The organism is Bradyrhizobium sp. INPA03-11B, from assembly GCF_040446015.1.
GTDB classification, from domain to species: domain Bacteria; phylum Pseudomonadota; class Alphaproteobacteria; order Rhizobiales; family Xanthobacteraceae; genus Bradyrhizobium; species Bradyrhizobium macuxiense_A.
Map to the genome: position 1 here is coordinate 61,850 of NZ_JASGSR010000010.1, position 17,795 is coordinate 79,644.

Sequence of the window (17,795 nt, forward strand, 5' to 3'; positions counted from 1 at the left end):
AATCCACCTCTCCACTCGGGGAAAGATGGATTGCTTCGTCGCTCCGCTCCTCGCAATGACGTGGACACGTCTGGCCACTCCGTCATCCTGAGGTACGAGCGGAGCGAGCCTCGAAGGATGAATCGAGCACCAGCCGGGCCGTCGACCCTTCGAGACGCGCGTTCCGCGCTCCTCAGGGTGACGGTTATGATTCCGCATGCGCGGCGTTACCTCACCACCGTCCGCTTCGGCTCGACGATCTCGAACATCCGCGGGAATTCATCCATCAGCATCATCAATTCACCAAGCCGCAGCGGCTCGCCGGATACCTTGACCTTGCCGGCGGCGACGGCTTCCGGGAACGTGGTCAGCCTGGCGATGACCTCGTCCAGCACGCTGCGCGCCAGCGTGAAGCTGGCGTGCGCATCCGCGGCCTGCGCGCCCTCGATGTAAGTCAGCGCCGAGTTCTCGAGGTTGAGGACGAAGGTCTCGCCCGTGTCGGTGAAGCTCCAGTTCAGCACGATGTGCTTGCCTTCGGCCTTGGGGCCGTTGAGGCGGATGCCGAGCACGTCCCAGAGCTGCCCGGTGCGCAGCGCAGCCAGCGTCTCGCGCGGCATCGGCGAGCGCGGCGGCGTCTTCGGCATGCCCTGCCGCAGCTCCTGCGCGCCGAACAGATAGGCGTTGCGCCAGGTCGAGCTCTCTGCGGCATAGCCCAATTGCTCAAAAGTATCGGCCAGCAATGCGCGGGCCGCCTGGTTGTCGGGCTCGGCGAACACGAGATGGCTGACGGCCTGCGCCACGAAGCGGAATTCACCCTTGGCGAAGTCAGCCGCGGCGCGTTTCAGGATCGCGTCGGCGCCGCCCATATACTCGACATACTTCCTGCCGGCCTCGACCGGCGGCAACGGATCCAGGTTGACCGGATTGGCGTCGTACCAGCCGAGATACTTCTGATAGATCGCCTTCACATTGTGCCTGATATGGCCGTAATAGCCGCGGCCGTGCCAGGCGCCCTCCAGGCTCTGCGGCAGCCGGATCGCCTCGGCGATCTCGGCCGCATTGAGCCCGTGGTTCATCAACCGGATGGTCTGGTCATGCGCGTATTTGTAGAGATCGCGCTGCTCGCGGATCATGGTGTCGATCCGCTCGCGTCCCCACACCGGCCAATGATGCTGGCCGCACATCGCCTCGGCCTTGCCACCCCACATCTGCAACGCTTCGCCGAGATATCTCGACCAGGCCAGCGCATCGCGCACATCGGCGCCGCGGAACGGCAGCAGATTGTGGAAATTGTGCGTGCAGTTCTCCGCGAGGTTCAACAGCTTGTAGCGCGGGAGGAAGAAATGCATCTCCGCCGGCGCTTCGCTGTTCGGCGCCATCTGGAATTCGAACTCGACGCCGTCGATGATACGCTTGTCGCCGGTCGCGATGATCAGATCGGTCGGCCGCAATAGCGCCACGCCGCCCGCCGCCATCGTCTTGCCGAGGCCGCAATCGACATGGCCGCGCACGCCCTTGGCGAGGAACGGCCCGAACTGATATTGCGCCCGGCGCAGCATCGCCGGCCCCGCGATGATGTTCTCGGAGACCGCGTGCTCCATGAAGAAGTTCGGCGCGATGATCGGCACGCCCGCCGCCAGCATGGCGTCGTCGAGCACGCCGCGCGCGCCGCCCCAATGGTCGGTGTGGGTATGGCTGAAGATCACGGCGGCGACCGGCCGCTTGCCGCGGTGCTGGAAGTACAGCTCCATCGCGGCGCGCGCGCCCTCGATCGAGGTCAGGGTGTCGACCACGATGACGCCCTTGTCGCCCTCGATCAGCGTCATGTTGGCGATGTCGAGCCCGCGCACCTGGTAGACACCCGGCACCACTTCGAACAGGCCGTGATGCATGTTGAGCCGCGACTGCCGCCACAGGCTCGGGTCAACCGTCGCAGGCGCCTTCTCCTCGGAGAGGAAGCCGTAAGGCTCCAGACTCCAGACCACCCTGCCCTGGGCCGAGGTGATGCGCGCGTTCTCGATGGTGCCGAGGAAGCCGCGCGCAGCGTCGTCGAAGTCTCTGGTGTCGGAGAACGGCAGCGCCTTCAGCGTCGCCTCGTGCTGCGCGATGACCGGCGCGGATGCCGCCTTCGGACCTTCGTGCGACGTCTCACCTGCGGTTGTCTGGGTCATACTCAGGCACTCCCTCGTTAGGCAGAAATCAGTCCCGATCGCGCACCGCTCAGCGGAATTGCACGCCTTCGAACTGGCCGCTGCGGCGCCACTCGTCGATATATTTGAAATAGGCGAGCGCGCCCGCTGGATAGCCGACATTGAGCTTGGCCGCGGGCCCGGGCTCGCGTCCCTCATTGTTGTAGTAGCCGGGCGTGCAATCGGGACCGCCGATCATCCGGCCGACCGCGGTCAGCAGCAGCTCGACCCAGCGGTTCTCGGCTTCCTTGCTGACTTCGATTTCCTTGAAGCCATTGGCCTGCGCGTGTCCGACCATCAGGGCAATGGTGCGCGCCGCTTCCGTCAGATTATGCGGCACGTTGGAGATCAGATCGGCGCCCTGCGTCGGCTGCACGAAGAACAGGTTCGGAAAGCCATGCACATGGATGCCATGCTTGGTGCGCATGCCCTCGCCCCAATACTCCGACAACTTGATGCCGTCCTGGCCCGTCGCGTCGAAGCCCGCCCGCCGCTTATACTCGGTGCCGACCTCGAAGCCGGACGCGTAGATGATGCAGTCGAGCTTGTACTCCTTGCCCGCGACGACGATCCCGTTCTCGGTGATCTCCTCGACGCCCTTGCCGTCGGTATCGACGAGATGGGTGCCGGGCGTGTTGAACGCCTGCAGATAGGCGTCATGGAAACACGGCCGCTTGCAGAGCTGGCCATACCAGGCCTTGAGGTTTTTCGCCGTGCCGGAATCACGCACGATGGTGTCGACCCGGTTGCGGATCTCCTCCATCTTCTCGAAGTCGGAATCCTCGAACGCCGCCCGCATATTTTCCACGCTGCGCTGCTCGCGCGGCAGCAGCATGATCTTGGCGCGGATCCGCTTCGACAGGTCAGTCCAGCCGTCCTGCACCAGATCTTCCTCGGCCGATCCACCGGCCTGGTTGGCGGTAAAATTCTCCAGCCAGCGCTGTTGCCAGCCCGGGGTCGCGATATCGGCAAACCACGTGGGATCGATCGGCCCGTTGCCGCGCACGTCGACCGACGACGGCGTGCGCTGGAACACGTAGAGCTCCTTGCAGGCGCGCGCGAGATGCGGAATGCACTGCACCGACGTCGCGCCGGTGCCGATGATGCCGACGCGCTTGTCGGCAAGCTTGTCCATCGGCGCGCCCCGGGGATCGCCGCCGGTGTAGTCGTAATCCCAGCGGCTGGTATGGAACGAGTGGCCCTTGAAGCGCTCGATGCCGGGAATGCCCGGCAGCTTCGGCACGTGCAGCGGGCCGGTGCCGATACCGACATATTGCGCGGTGAAAGCATCGCCCCGCGTCGTGCGGATGACCCAGCGCGATTGCGCCGCGTCCCAGTCGAGGCTCGTCACCTCGGTGTGAAACAGCGCATTGTCGTAGAGACCGAACTGCCGGCCGATCCGTTGGCAGTGCGCCAGGATCTCCGGCGCATGCGCGTATTTCTCCGACGGCATGTGGCCGGTCTCTTCGAGCAGCGGCATGTAGACCATCGACGCCGTGTCGCATTGCGCGCCGGGATACCGGTTCCAGTACCAGGTGCCGCCGAAATCGCCGCCCTTCTCGACAATGCGGACATCCTTGACGCCGGCCTCGGTCAGCCGCGCCGCCGTGGCGAGCCCGGCAAAGCCGCCGCCGATGAAGGCGAAGGTGACGTGATCGGTCTTCGGCGCGCGCTCGACGACCGGCGTGTAGGGATCCTCGAGATAATGCGCGAGCTGGCCCTTGATCTGGAGATACTGGTCATTGCCGTCGGGACGCAGCCGCTTGTTGCGCTCCTCTCGGTATTTCGAGCGCAGCCGCTCCTTGTCGATCACGGCGGGCTTTGCGTCTCGGGCTTGCTCGGTCATCGTCATCGGAAGGCGCCTCGTTCGGGGAAATTCGGTGGATACTCTAGCGCCGCTCAGGCGGGATGTGCAGCAAGATAGGGCGAGTTGGCGATCGACCAGTTCGGCATCGGCTCCATCCGGAAGATCTGCCGCAGATGCACCTCGTCGGGCCCGTCGCCGATCCGCAGCAGCCGTCCCCACGCCAGCGCCTGATGGATCGGCGTGTCGTCGGAGCCGCCCATCGCGCCGAACACCTGCATGGCGCGGTCGGCGACCTTCTGCAGCATCGCCGGCACCGCGACCTTGATCAGCGAGACGTCGCGCCAGGCGCCATGATGGCCGGCCTGATCGAGCCGCCAGGCGCAGCGATACGCGAGCAGCCGCGCCTGCTCCAGCTCGACGCGGGCCTCGGCGATCCAGCGCTGCACGGTGTCGTACTGAATCACGGTGCGGCCGAATGCGCTGCGCTCCGCGGCGCGCGCCATCATCAACTCGATCAGCAGCTCGCAGAGCCCGATCGAACGCATGCAGTGGTGGATGCGCGCCGGCCCGAGCCGGACCTGCGCGACCTTGAACCCCTCGCCCTCGGCGCCGAGCAGATTCTCCGCCGGCACCCGCACATTGACGAATTCAAGCTCGCCGATCGGCGCGACATGATCCTCGCAGCCCATCCAGCGCAGCCGCCGCACCAGCCGCACGCCGGGCGCATCCATCGGCACGATGATGCAGGAATGCCGGCTGGTGCGCTCGGCGCCGGCATCGGTCACCCCCATCACGATCAGGAAGCTGCAGCGCGGATGCGCGGCGCCGGTGATGAACCACTTCCGCCCATTGATGATGTAGTGGTCGCCGTCGCGCACCATCCTTGTCGCGATGTTGGTGGCATCGGACGAGGCGACATCGGGCTCGGTCATGCCGAAGGCGGAACGCGTCTCGGCGTTGAGCAGCGGCGCCAGCCAGCGCTTCTTCTGTTCCAGCGTCGCGCAATTCTGCAACGCGATCATGTTCGGCACATCGGGCGCCTGGCAGTTGAACACCTCCGGCGCCCAGAACAGCCGTCCCATGATCTCCGCCAGCGGCGCGTAGTCGAGATTGGAAAGCCGCGTGCCCGGCTCATCATCGGCGAGTTCAGGCAGGCCGAGATTCCACAGGCCGGCGGCGCGGGCTTTCTGCTGCAGCTCGGCCATGAAGGGCGGCGTGTCGCTCTGCGCGCGGACGTGGTCGAGCCAGGCGCGATGGCGCGGCAGCACCTCCTTCTCGAAGAAGGCCGACAGATCCCGCCGCCAACACTCCGATCGTTCGGACAGATCGAAATCCATACTGCCTCCCGCCCTTTGGGCGAGAGATAAGCCTATCTCGAAACGATTTGCAAATTCATTTCGATATATTGACATTTCTGTCTCTTTAGGACCAGTATTTCGTATGGCGGCATTGTCCTCGCTCGAACCCCAGACCGATCCGTCCTTTGCGACCACCCTGGCGCACGGGCTCGACGTGCTGGCCGCGTTCCGCAACCACACAGGTCCGCTCTCGAATGCCGAGCTTGCCGAGCACACCGGCCTGTCGCGGCCGACCGTCTCGCGCCTGACCTACACGCTGGAGCAGCTCGGCTATCTCAGGCGCGACCCCAAGGGCCGCTTCATGCTCGGGCTCGGCGTGCTCGCCGCCGCCTATCCGGTGCTGTCGTCGCTCAAGGTCCGCCAGCTCGCGCGTCCGCTGATGCGCGACTTCGCCGCCTACACCGGCGGCACGGTATCGATCGCGATGCCGTTCGGGCTCGACTTCATCTATGTCGAGACACTGCGCACCACCGACGCGGTGCCGCACGTGCCTGACGTCGGCTTCGTCTCCTCGCTGGCACCAACCGCGGTCGGGCGCGCGCTGCTTTCACTGTTCACCAAGAACGAACGCGACGCCTATGTCGCGCGCGTCAAGGCCGAACGTCCCGAGGAGCTCGACTATGTCGAGCGGCGCACGCTGCCGGACATCGAGCTCTGCAACGAGCGCGGCTTCGCCGTCTCGCTCGGCGAATGGCGGCGCGAGATCTTCGGCGTCGCCGCGCCACTGTATCGCACACCCGCCGGCGAATGCCTGTCGGTCAATTGCGGCATCCCCTCGTTCCGCTTCAGCGCCGAGCAGATCGAGCGCGAATGCGGGCCGCGCATCCTCGGCCTCGCCCGCAGCATCCGCTCGCTGGTGACGAATTACTAGAACACGCATCGCAACGAACGATGCGGCACATCTGGGGAGGGAGACGTGCGTGGCATCACGACCGCGATCGCCTTGCTCGTGGGCGTCATCACGGCGCTGAGCGGCAGCATCGATGCACGGGCGCAAGACAATTATCCGAGCCGGCCGATCCACATCATCGTGCCCTACCCTGCCGGCGGCATCGTCGATATCGTCGCGCGCGCGGTGACCGAGCAGGTCGGCCGCGACTGGAAGCAGACCGTCGTGGTGGAGGCGCGCCCCGGTGGCAACAGCAATATCGGCACCGCTGCGGTCGCGCGCAGCGAGCCGGACGGCTACACCTGGCTCGTCACCGGCCCCGCTTTGCTGGTCAACCCCGACCTCTACAAGGACGCCGGCTGGAACGCGGCCAAGGACTTCACATGCGTCGGCCTAGCGGTCTGGAATCAAAGCGTGGCGCTGGTGCATCCGTCGATGCCGGTGAAGACGATCGGCGAGTTCGTCGAGCTGGCGCGCAAGCAGCCCGGAGAATTCAACTTCGGCAATCCCGGCACCGGATCGTCGATCGACCTCAGCGCGCAAAAACTGTTTCAGGTCGCCGGCATCAAGCTGACCAATGTCGGCTACAAGGGCCAGCCGCAGGCGTTGATCGACCTGATGACCAACTTGATGCATTTCGAGATCGTTTCGCTCGAACTCGCGCTGCCGCACATCAAGGCCGGCAGCGTCAAGCCGCTCGCGGTGTTCACCGACAAACGCGTGCCCGACCTGCCCGACGTCCCGACGATCGCGGAAGCCGGCTTCGCGGAAGCCGCTTACGTTCCCTGGTACGGCATCTACCTGCCGGCCGCGACGCCGGCGCCGCTGCTTGCGAAGATCAATGCGGCGATCAACAAGGCGTTGCAGAACCCCGACGTGCAGCGCCAGCTGTCGCTCGCCAACATTCCGGGTAAGCCGATGTCGCTCGACGAGCTCGCCGCGCTGATGAAGGTCGATCGGCAGAAGCTGACGACAGTGATCAAGACATCTGGAATGGCGTTACAGTAGATTCAAGTCAGTCCTGCGATGCCGGCCCGGTGTCGCGATAGGCCCACAGGCATTCGCGCGGCAGCGCAACCTGGGCCTCGACGCCGACCTGATGGCGCGCGGCGGTGCCGAGCTCGATCGCTTCCAGCCGTTTGCCGAACAGCTCGATGCCGTAGGCGGTCTGCGTGCCCTGGTAGCGGCGGTCGAGCACCTTCGCCGAAAATGTGTTGGCGCCGTCGGGCCGGCCGATCGCGATATTCTCCGGCCGCAGCGCGACGCGGACCTTCTCGTCAGGCGCCAGCGCCTGAAACAGGGCCACCTCGCCCTGTCGGCCGTCGCCGAAATCGACCGTGCCGTACTTGCCGTTGCACGCGACGAGCGTGCCCGCGAGCTCGTTGGTCGCGCCGGTGAAATTGGCGACGAACAGATCGGCCGGGCGGTTGTAGATCACATCGGGCGTGTCCATCTGCAACAGCTTGCCGTCGCGCATCACGCCGATCCGGTCGCCAAGCACGACCGCCTCGGCCTGATCATGGGTGACATAGAGCGCAGTCATCCCGGTCTGCTTGAGGATGACGCGGAGATCGTCGCGCAGCCGCAGGCGCAATTTGGCATCGAGGTTCGACAACGGCTCGTCGAGCAGCAGCAATTGCGGCCGGTACACCATGCTGCGCGCCAGCGCGATGCGCTGCATCTGCCCGCCCGACAGCGCCACCACCGGCCGGTCGGCGTAATCAGACAGCCCGACCAGCGCCAGCGCCTCCTCGACCATGCGGGCGGCATCGATGCGCCCGATCGTTCGGTGCTTCAGCGGATAGATCACGTTCTGCCGCACCGTCATGTGCGGCCACACCGCATAGGACTGGAACACCATGCCGAGGTTACGCGCGCGCGGTGGCACCAGGACGCCGCGCGCCGGCGACGACACCACCCGCCCGGAAATGCTGATCTCGCCGCCGGTCGGGTGCTCGAGCCCGGCGACGCAGCGCAGCGTCGTGGTCTTGCCGCAGCCCGACGGCCCGAGCAGCACCACGATCTCGCCAGCCGGCACGCCAAAGCTGACGCCATCGATCGCCGGGCGGCCGATCGCAAACTGCTTCCTGAGATCGGTGACTTCGAGCGTTGCCGTCATCGCCTGCCTCGCCGCCTATTGCCGGTAACCAAACGTCTTGTCCCAGTCCGCGACCCACGCGGCGTGCAGCTTCACGTAGTCGTCGAACTTCGGATACCAGAGCTTGACCACCTTGGGATCGAAGCCTTCAGGAAATGCCGGCGGCTGCTTCAACGAGGTGAGATTGCCGAGCTCCTTGACCATGAAGGTCTGTCCTTCCTTCGACAGGCACCAGTTCAGGAACAGCTTTGCTGCATTGGGATGCGCGGCCGTCTTCGGAATGCCGCTGGCGTAGGGATTGACCGGAACGCCCTCCGGCGGAAAGAAGATCTCGACCGGCGCGCCGTCCTTCTTCTTCTGGTAGATCACATTGTAGAGCAGCGGCCCCATCGCGATCTCGCCGCGCACCAGCGAGTCGGCCATCGGCGCGCCGGAGGGATACAGCACCGGATGGGTGGCGGCCTGCTTGGCCCAGTAGTCCTCGCCGAGCACCTGGCGCTCGAACATGATCCGCGTCCAGGTGGTGCCGCCGGACTGCGCAAACACCTGGCCCGTCAGCTTGTCATATTGCGGCTTGGTCAGGTCCATCCAGGATTTCGGCGGATCCTTCACCAGCTCGGTGTTGTAGGCGATCGACCAGGCGATGGTGGCGCGCGGCCACAGCTTCGCGGAGACCAGCGCATCCTTGCTGTAATCGGCCGCGTTCGGCGGCGCGTAATCCTGAAACAGATCCTCCAGCGGCAGCATCAGCGCACGATCCGAGTGATCGACGATGTCGGCGATCAGCTTGCCGGCGGCGGCTTCCGTTTTGACGCGGGTGATGAGCTGGCCGCCGGGCGCGCGCACCATCTCGACCTTGATCTCGGGGAAGCGCTTGTTGAACAGCTTGATCACCTGCTGCTCGATCTCGGCGTAATTCGCGGTGTAGAAGACGAGCTTGCCTTCGGCCTTGGCGGCGGCGATCAGCTCGGGCGAGCCGAATTCGTCCGCTCGCGCCCGCGGCGCTAGCGCAAGTGTCGCTGCGCTCGCCAAGGCCAATTTGCAGAAGGTCCGTCTGTCCATCGCAATCCTCCCCTCGTTTATTGTTATCCGGTCCGTGCCGCGCTGCGCTGCGCGGATCCGCGCGACAACCAATTGGCGCCGCCGATCAGGACGCCGAGCAGCACGGTCTGCACCAGGCTGAACGCGGCGGTCTTGCCGACATTGCCGCCCTCGTAATAGTCGAGCAGCAGCACCGACATCACCATCGTGTTGCTGGTGTAGAGGAACAGCGATGAGCCGAGCTCGCGGATCGCCAGCACGAACAGCAGCGTCATCGACGCCAGCACGCCCGGCCGCGCCAGCGGCAACACGATCGACGTGATGGTGCCGAGCATGCCCCGGCCGCAGACCCAGGCGGCCTCCTCGAGCTCGCGATGGATCTGCAGGAACGAGGTCGACAGCGCCTTCACGGTGTCGGGCATGAAGCGCGCGATGAAGGCGAGCGCGAGAATCCAGATCGTGCCGTAGAGCCCGCCGGGCACGCCGATCCAGGCCCAGAGATAGGCGACGCCGACCACGAGCCCGGGGATCGCGACCGGCAGTGTCGAGATCAGGTCGATGGCGCCGCGTCCGGCGATGCGGGTGCGATGGATGGTGTAGCCGATCGCAAAGGCCAGCGCGCCGCCGACGACAGCCGTAATGATTCCGACCTCGATGGCGTTGTAGATTGATTTCAAGGTCAGCGGATTGTCGAAGATGCTCTCGAAATGCATCAGCGAGTATTGCCGCGTGTCGAACAGGCTGGCCGCGTCGCGGATGAACATGAACTTGCGGAAGGCCGCGACGATCAGCGCCAGCGATGGCAGCACCACGACGACGAGCAGATAGACGATCCCGAGCGCGAAGGTCAGCCAGCGCCACGGCCCGAGATCGAGGCTGCGCGGCCGGAACGCCTTGCCGGCGACGGTGGTGTAGCTGCGCCCGCTCAGCAGTTTCTGCTGCAGATAGACCAGCAGCCCCGTGACCACCATCAGGATGATCGCGACCGCGGCGGCGGTGTTGTAGAGCGGCGGCGACCAGTTGGTGAGCTTGAAGATGTAGGTCGTGAGCACATTCAAATTGGTCGGCGCGCCGAGCACGGCCGGGATACCGTAGATGCCGAGCATCACGATGAACGACAGCAGCATGCCCGAGACGATCGCCGGCATGATCAGCGGGAACGTCACCGTGAACAGGGTGACGAACGGGCTGGCGCCGGAGATTTCCGCGGCCTCCTCCAGGCTCGGGTCCATGTTGCGCAGCGCCGACGAGGTGAACATGTAGACATAGGGCGCGTAGTAGATGCCGAACACGAACACCAGGCCCCACATCGAATAGAGATCGATGCGGAGGTCCGAGCCCATCCACTTGAACATCGTGTTAATCAGCCCGGTCTTGGGCGAGCCGAGGATCGCCCAGGCCACGCCCGCCACCAGCGGCGGCGCGAACAGCGGCAGGATGCTGGCCGCGGCGATGAAGCCCTTGAACGGGGTGTTGGTGCGAACCACGATCCAGGAGAACAACAGCCCGATCGCGACCGCGATCAGCGTGCCGCCTCCGCAGGCGATCAGCGTGTTGAGCAGCGCTTCCCCCACATTCGGATTGGCGAGCACGGCAAGGAAATTGGCGATCGACAGATGGCTGAGGCTGAGACGGATGCCGTCGACCACCGGATTGGTGTCGGTGAGCGCGCCGAGCAGCAGCATCAGGACCGGATAGATGACCAGGAAGCTGAGGATCGCCAGCAATGCTGCGACCCAGAGGCCGGTGAATGCACGGCGCCGGGTTCCCTCGCTGGCGCTTCGCATGGCTTCGCTGCGCCGGTCGGCCTGTCCGTGCAATGCGCGCTTCCCCTCTTGCGGCGCGATCTGACGTCGCGCCTGCTTGTATACCAAGGGTAGTCGATCGCGCCTGTGACGCAAGCTATCCGAAAGTCGTCTGCGTGCGGTTGTGTGACACAGCACGGGAACATGAATTCGGCGGCGTACTGGATCGCCCGGTCGAGTGCCGGGCGATGACGGGCGTTGGTAGAGACAAGACTCTCTCCCCGCGTCGTCCCGGCGAAAGCCGGGACCCATACTCCGCGGCAGGTGTTGTGAAACGGACTCGTCGTTCCAGCTTCGTTCAACAATGAGCATTTGTGGTTATGGGTCCCGGCCTTCGCCGGGACGACAGCGAGCGTGGGTCTCGATTCAAGATGTCAAACAACGCGGTGTCATCACCCGCGAAAGCGGGTGATCCAGTATTCCAGAGGCCGCAGCGCTTGAACCGAAGGGCCGCGGCGTACTGGATCGCCCGGTCGAGCCGGGCGATGACAGTTTGGGTGGGGACGCAGTTTCGCATTCTCGTGCCGGCGCGTCCCCGGCAAAGCCGCTTCGCATACGCATCATGCAATGGCGCGGCTGGGGAACGGGATGCCGGCGTAGTACATGGCGATCCCGGAGACATTTTCAGGCATGCTCGAGAAGACCCCGATCACCGGCGCGGCAGCCGCGCCGATCACCGATGGATTGCCTTGGGAACGCCGCCGCTGGGCGGTGGCCGCGATCTTCACGGCGTTGGCGATGGCCTCGCTCGACACCGCGATCGCCAACATCGCGCTGCCCGCGATCGCCAACGATCTGCATGTCAGCCCTGCGGAAGTGGTCTGGGTCGTCAACGTCTATCAGATCGCCCTGGTCGCGACGCTGCTACCGCTCGGTGCGCTCGGCGAAATCGTCGGCCATCAGCGGATCTATCTCGGCGGCCTCCTGCTGTTCACATTGGCGTCACTCGGCTGCGCGCTGGCGTGGTCGCTGCCGAGCCTCCTGGTCGCGCGAACCCTGCAGGGGCTCGGCGCCAGCGGCCTGATGAGCGTCAACACCGCGCTGGTGCGCTTCGTGTATCCGAGCCGGATGCACGGCCGCGGCTTCGGCCACAATGCGCTTGTGGTTGCGACCGCGTTTACATTGGGACCAACTATTGCCTCCGGCATCCTCGCGCTCGGGACCTGGCCCTGGCTGTTCGCCGTCAACCTTCCCTTCGGTATCGTCGCATTGCTGATCGGCCTGAAGACGCTGCCGACGACGCCGCGCGCCAAACACACCTTCGACTTTCTCGGCGCAGCGCTGGCCTGCGCCTGCCTCGGCCTGTTCATCATCGGCATCGGCAGCGCCGCCCATAAGGCCGCGCCCGCGCTTGTCATCGCCGAGTTGGTCGGCGCGCTGGTGTTCGGTTGGATCCTGACCCGGCGGCATGCCGATCATCCGGCACCGATGCTGCCGATCGACCTGTTCCGCCGCCCGATCTTCGCGCTGTCGGCTGCGACCGCGGTCTGCTCATTTGCTGTGCAGGGCCTCGCCTTCGTCTCCCTGCCCTTCTACTTCGAGGACATCCTGCACCGCTCGCAGGTCGAGACCGGCTTCTTCATGACGCCCTGGCCGCTGGTGGTCGCCTTCATGGCGCCGATCGGCGGCCGGCTGTCGGACCGCTATCCGGCCGGCATCCTCGGCGGCATCGGCATGCTGCTGCTCGGGCTTGGCATGGTGCTGCTCGCGACCCTGCCGCCGGAGCCCAGCGTCGCCAACATCGTCTGGCGAACCATGATCTGCGGCATCGGTTTCGGCTTCTTCCAGACCCCCAACATGAAGGCGATCATGTCAAGCGCGCCGTCGCATCGCAGCGGCAGCGCCAGCGGTATCGTTGCAACCGCGCGGCTGATCGGGCAGACCACCGGCGCCGCACTCGCCGCGCTCTGCTTTGCGTTGGCCGACCGTGAGGGCGCGACGGTCGCGCTGGCGCTTGGTGCCGGATTTGCCGCGCTCGGCAGCGTCATGAGCTTCCTGCGCCTGGCCGTCGCCTCACCGCAAAAGACATGACAGGCATGTTGGGCGTGCAGTACGCGACCAAACACCACAGCATCAACTTTCTTCCGCGCTGCAAACGCATTTTCTTGATTTGAACCGTTCCAGTTTCAAGGCCAACATCGCGCTGGAGTCTGATCGGAGGATCGGACCATTCAGGGGACCGCGATGGCAAACCTCAAAATCAACGGCAAGACAATCAATGTAGACGTCGAGGACGACACGCCACTGCTGTGGGCGATCAGAGAGAATGTCGGACTGACGGGGACCAAATACGGCTGCGGCATTGCGCAATGCGGCGCCTGTACCGTGCATGTCGACGGCGTCGCGATGCGCTCCTGCGGCGTCACGGTCGGTGAAGTGGCCGGCAAGGATGTCATCACCATCGAGGGCCTCGCGGCGGGCGGCGCAATGCACAAGGTGCAGCTCGCCTGGATCGCAAGCGACGTGCCGCAATGCGGCTATTGCCAGAGCGGCATGATCATGGCCGTCGCGGCACTGCTGAAGGAGAATCCGAAGCCGAGCGACGACGACATCAACGACGCCATCACCAATATCTGCCGTTGCGGCACCTTCCAGCAGGTGCGCGAGGCGATCCATGCTGCCGCGAACGCGTGAGGAGGCAGCCATGAATCTGCAAGTCAACCAGCACGTCGTGCCAAAACTGAATCGCCGCGCCTTCGTGATCGGCACGGCAACCGCCGGCGCCGGCCTCGCGCTCGGCCTCGACCTGCCGTTCGGCGGCCCGGCCGTGGTGCGCGCGGCCGACGGCGCGCCTGAAGTCAACGCGCCTGAAGTCAATGCTTGGGTCGTGATCCGGCCCGACGACACCGTGGTGATCCGCATCGCCCGCTCCGAGATGGGCCAGGGCACGCTGACCGGCCTCGCCCAGCTCGTCGCCGAGGAGCTGGAATGCGACTGGTCGAAGGTCACGACCGAATATCCGACGCCCGGCCAGAGTGTCGCCCGCAAGCGCGCCTGGGGCGATTTCTCGACCGGCGGCAGCCGCGGCATCCGCACCTCGCAGGACTATGTCCGCAAGGGCGGCGCCACCGCCCGCGTGATGCTGATCCAGGCCGCCGCCAATGAGTGGAAGGTGCCGGCCACCGAGTGCAAGGTCACGAGCGGGGTCATCACCCACACGGCATCGGGCAAGACCACGACCTACGGCAAGGTCGCCGAAGCCGCCGCCAAGCTCGAGCCGCCGGCCGACGTCAAGCTGAAGGACCCGAAGGACTGGACCATCGCCGGCAAGGGCCTCAAGCGCCTCGACACCGTCGACAAGACCACCGGCAAGATGATCTACGGCATCGACGTCAAGCTGCCGGGCATGCTGAACGCGGCGATCAAGGACTGCCCGGTGTTCGGCGGCAAGGTGAAGAGTTTTGACGAAGCCAAGATATCAGGCATGAAGGGCGTCAAGAAGGTGGTGCCGGTCGGCGACAGCGCCGTTGCCGTCGTCGCCGACACCTGGTGGCACGCCAAGACCGCGCTCGACGCGCTGCCAATCGTCTGGGACGAAGGCGACAACGCAAAAGTCTCCAGCGAGACGATCGCGAAATGGCTTGCCGAAGGTCTCGACAATGCGCAGCCGGCCTATGTCGGCAACCAGAACGGCGACGCCAAGGCCGCAATCGCAAGCGCGGCCAAGAAGGTGGAAGCGGTCTACAGCTACCCCTACCAGAACCACGCCACGATGGAGCCGATGAACGCCACCGTGCTCTACACGCCTGATAAATGCGAGGTGTGGTGCGGCACGCAGAATGGCGAGGCGGCGTTCGCTGCGGCGCTCGAGGCCTCCGGCCTGCCGGCGGAGAAGGTCGACGTGCACAAGCTGATGCTCGGTGGCGGCTTCGGCCGGCGCGGCATGACCGACTATGTCCGGCAGGCGGTGGCGATCGCCAAGCAGATGCCGGGCACGCCGGTCAAGCTGCTGTGGTCGCGCGAAGAGGACATGCAGCACGGCAAGTATCACCCGATCACGCAGTGCAAGCTGACCGGCGCGTTCGATGCCGACAACAACCTGGTCGCGCTGCACTACCGGCTGTCCGGCCAATCCATCCTGTTCTCGGTGCGCCCGGAAGCGCTGCAGAACGGCATGGACCCCGCCGCATTCCAGGGCGTTGCGCAATCCGGCGAGGCCGCGATCGGCTATTCGGTGCCGAATTTGCTGGTCGAGCATTCGATGCGCAACCCGCACGTCCCGCCGGGCTTCTGGCGCGGCGTCAACGTCAATCACAACGCGATCTACATGGAATGCTTCATGGACGAGCTCGCCTTGGCCGCCGGCCAGGACCCGCTCGAATTCCGTCGCAAGCTGATGGGCAAGCACCCCAAACATCTCACCGTGCTCAACGCCGTGGCCGAGAAGATCGGCTGGAGCGCGCCGGCGCCGCAGGGCGTCTATCGCGGCATCGCGCAGGTGATGGGCTATGGCAGCTATGTTGCCGGCGCCGCCGAGATCTCGGTGACCGACGGCAGCAAGATCAAGGTGCATCGCATCGTCGCCTCCACCGATCCGGGCTATGTCGTCAATCCGGCGCAGGTCGAGCGGCAGATCGCGGGCTCCTTCGTCTACGGCCTCAGCGCGCTGTTCTATGGCGGCTGCACCGTGAAGGACGGCCGCATCGAGCAGAGCAATTTCGACACTTACAACTCGATGCGCATCAACGAAATGCCGAAGGTGGAAGCGGTGATGGTGCCGAGCGGCGGATTCTGGGGCGGCGTAGGCGAGCCGACCATCGGCGTTGCGGCGCCGGCGGTGCTCAACGCCTATTTCGCAGCAACCGGAAAGCGCATCCGCTCGTTTCCGCTGCGCAACCAGAACATCTCCTTCGCCTGATCAACCAGAAGCGGCGGCCCGACCGGCCGCCGCTTCCTTTTTCGGATTCTCGTGCATGGCCGTCACGCGTCATCCGACGCGCAGGGATGTGGTCCGTGGCGCCGCTGCCGTCGCAGCGGCCGCACTGGCACGTCCATCGCTGGCGCAAGCTGTACCGCGCATCGCTGTGATCGGCGGCGGCTTCGGCGGCACGGCCTGTGCGCGGGCGCTGCGGCGGCTCGATGCAAAACTCCAGGTCACGCTGATCGAGCCGAACAAGACCTTCACCGCCTGCCCGTTCAGCAACGAGGTAATCGCAGGCCTGCGTGAGCTCCCGGCACAGCAATTCACTTACGACAAGGTTGCGGCCGACGGCATCACGATCGCCGCGCAGGCGGCCACCAAGGTCGACGCCCAAGCGCGCAGCATCGCGCTCGCCAACGGCACGACGCTCGCCTATGACCGCCTCGTGCTGGCCCCCGGCATCGACATGCACTTCGATGCCCTGCCCGGCTACGACGAGGCCGCCGCCGAGAAGATGCCGCACGCCTGGAAGGCCGGCGAGCAGACCATGCTGCTGCGCAGGCAGCTCGAAGCCATGGACGATGGCGGCCTCGTCGTCATCGCGGTGCCGGCCGCGCCGCTGCGCTGTCCGCCCGCGCCTTACGAGCGCGCCAGCCTGATCGCGCATTATCTGAAGGCGAACAAGCCGAAGTCGAAAATCCTGGTGCTCGACGCCAAGGACAATTACTCGCAGCAGAAGCTGTTCGAGAAAGCCTGGACGGAGCTCTATCCCGGCATGATCGAGCGGATCGCACTGCCGCAGGGCGGCCGCGTGACGTCGGTCGATCCGGCGACGAACGAGATCGTCACCGACTTCGGCAACTACACCGCGGCAGTTGCCAATGTGATCCCGCCGCAACGCGCCGGCCGCATCGCCGAGATCGCCGGCGCCGCCGACCACACCGGCTGGTGCCCGATCGATCCGGTGACCTTCGCCTCAAAACTCGTGCCCAATGTCCACGTCATCGGCGATGCCGCGATCGCCGGCGGCATCCCGAAATCCGCTTCCGCCGCGGCGGCGCAAGGCCGGGCCTGCGCGGCCGCGATCATCAACACGCTCGCAGGCAAGGCGCCGGAGACGCCGCGACTCGACGGCGCCTGCTACAACACGGTTGCTCCAGGCTACGCCTTCTCGCTGAAAGGCATCTACCAGCCCAAGGAGGATCAGTATGCCGAGGCCGAGGTGACCACGAGCCCGGTCGACGCCCCGCGCGAGGTGCGCCAGCGCGAGGCCGATCAGGCGATCGAGTGGTTCAAGGCGATCACGGGAGAGGCCTTTGGCTAGGCGCGCTCTCGCAACGTTCCTCGCCGCGGGACTGTTTGCAGCCTGCGCGCCTGCCGACGCCGAAGAGCTGCGGCCTTACACCGTCGTGGGCGATACGATTCCGCAACCGCTGACGGGAACCAAAGGCGATTCGACCCGTGGCCGTGCGCTCGTGGTCGAGCGCTCCTCCACTTGCATCCTTTGCCACAGCGGCCCATTTCCCGAACAGGCGTTCCAGGGCGACCTCGCGCCGAACCTCGCCGGCAGCGGCGGCCGCTGGTCGGAGGGACAGTTGCGGCTCCGCATGGTCGATGCGGCGCATCTCAATGCGGAGACGATCATGCCGTCCTATTATCGCGTCGATGGGCTCGCGCGCGTCGGCGCTTCATGGCGCGGCAAGCCGATCCTGTCGGCAGAGCAGATCGAGGATATCGTGGCTTTTCTGGTCACACTGCGGAATTAGGA

General features: G+C 65.5%; 13 protein-coding genes. 7 read left to right on the top strand and 6 right to left on the bottom strand.

Annotation, left to right across the window (positions count from 1 at the left end; genetic code table 11):
* Nucleotides 1-206: 206 nt before the first annotated feature.
* Genes QMZ05_RS06280 through QMZ05_RS06290 form a run of 3 tightly spaced genes read right to left on the bottom strand, consistent with a single transcriptional unit; the run spans nt 207 to nt 5,312 of the window.
* The gene (locus QMZ05_RS06280) at nt 207-2,150 is read right to left on the bottom strand and encodes an alkyl sulfatase dimerization domain-containing protein (RefSeq protein WP_353700002.1); all 1,944 of its coding nucleotides are present in this window, start codon (nt 2,148-2,150) and stop codon (nt 207-209) included.
* A gap of 49 nt (nt 2,151-2,199) precedes the next feature.
* Nucleotides 2,200-4,020: an NAD(P)/FAD-dependent oxidoreductase gene (locus QMZ05_RS06285; protein WP_353700003.1), complete on the bottom strand. Its 1,821-nt coding sequence runs from the start codon at nt 4,018-4,020 to the stop codon at nt 2,200-2,202.
* 47 nt (nt 4,021-4,067) lie between these two features.
* On the bottom strand, nt 4,068-5,312 hold the full coding sequence (locus tag QMZ05_RS06290; RefSeq protein ID WP_353700004.1) for an acyl-CoA dehydrogenase family protein: 1,245 nt from the start codon (nt 5,310-5,312) through the stop codon (nt 4,068-4,070).
* A 103-nt stretch (nt 5,313-5,415) separates the two neighbouring features.
* Between QMZ05_RS06290 and QMZ05_RS06295 the strand changes: the two genes are divergently transcribed.
* Together QMZ05_RS06295 and QMZ05_RS06300 are read left to right on the top strand one after the other, a co-directional pair.
* Nucleotides 5,416-6,204 carry an IclR family transcriptional regulator gene (locus tag QMZ05_RS06295; RefSeq protein ID WP_353700005.1) on the top strand — a complete coding sequence of 263 codons (789 nt, stop codon included), beginning with the start codon at nt 5,416-5,418 and terminating at the stop codon, nt 6,202-6,204.
* A 45-nt stretch (nt 6,205-6,249) separates the two neighbouring features.
* Nucleotides 6,250-7,230, top strand: a complete 981-nt coding sequence (locus QMZ05_RS06300) for a tripartite tricarboxylate transporter substrate-binding protein (protein ID WP_353700006.1) — start codon at nt 6,250-6,252, stop codon at nt 7,228-7,230.
* Nucleotides 7,231-7,237: 7 nt separating this feature from the next.
* Here QMZ05_RS06300 and QMZ05_RS06305 read toward each other — a convergent pair whose 3' ends face one another.
* From QMZ05_RS06305 to QMZ05_RS06315, 3 genes are read right to left on the bottom strand one after another with little or no spacing between them, the layout of a single operon-like run.
* Entirely contained in the window at nt 7,238-8,341 is a 1,104-nt protein-coding gene (locus QMZ05_RS06305; protein ID WP_353700007.1) for an ABC transporter ATP-binding protein, read from the bottom strand.
* A gap of 15 nt (nt 8,342-8,356) precedes the next feature.
* Nucleotides 8,357-9,382, bottom strand: a complete 1,026-nt coding sequence (locus tag QMZ05_RS06310; protein WP_353700008.1) for an extracellular solute-binding protein — start codon at nt 9,380-9,382, stop codon at nt 8,357-8,359.
* Between the two features lie 23 nt (nt 9,383-9,405).
* On the bottom strand, nt 9,406-11,148 hold the full coding sequence (locus QMZ05_RS06315; protein WP_353700009.1) for an iron ABC transporter permease: 1,743 nt from the start codon (nt 11,146-11,148) through the stop codon (nt 9,406-9,408).
* 648 nt (nt 11,149-11,796) lie between these two features.
* On the opposite strand from QMZ05_RS06315, the gene QMZ05_RS06320 reads away from it, so the two are divergent.
* From QMZ05_RS06320 to soxX, 5 genes are all read left to right on the top strand, one after another.
* Entirely contained in the window at nt 11,797-13,197 is a 1,401-nt protein-coding gene (locus QMZ05_RS06320) for an MFS transporter (protein ID WP_353700010.1), read from the top strand.
* A gap of 153 nt (nt 13,198-13,350) precedes the next feature.
* Nucleotides 13,351-13,800: a (2Fe-2S)-binding protein gene (locus QMZ05_RS06325; protein WP_353700011.1), complete on the top strand. Its 450-nt coding sequence runs from the start codon at nt 13,351-13,353 to the stop codon at nt 13,798-13,800.
* Between the two features lie 10 nt (nt 13,801-13,810).
* Nucleotides 13,811-16,024 carry a molybdopterin cofactor-binding domain-containing protein gene (locus QMZ05_RS06330; RefSeq protein ID WP_353700012.1) on the top strand — a complete coding sequence of 738 codons (2,214 nt, stop codon included), beginning with the start codon at nt 13,811-13,813 and terminating at the stop codon, nt 16,022-16,024.
* Nucleotides 16,025-16,079: 55 nt separating this feature from the next.
* Nucleotides 16,080-17,351, top strand: coding sequence for an NAD(P)/FAD-dependent oxidoreductase (locus tag QMZ05_RS06335; RefSeq protein ID WP_353700013.1), 1,272 nt, complete (start codon nt 16,080-16,082; stop codon nt 17,349-17,351).
* On the top strand, nt 17,344-17,793 hold the full coding sequence (soxX, locus tag QMZ05_RS06340) for a sulfur oxidation c-type cytochrome SoxX (RefSeq protein ID WP_353700014.1): 450 nt from the start codon (nt 17,344-17,346) through the stop codon (nt 17,791-17,793). Before QMZ05_RS06335 ends, soxX begins: the two co-directional genes overlap by 8 nt.
* The last annotated feature ends 2 nt before the right edge of the window (nt 17,794-17,795 follow it).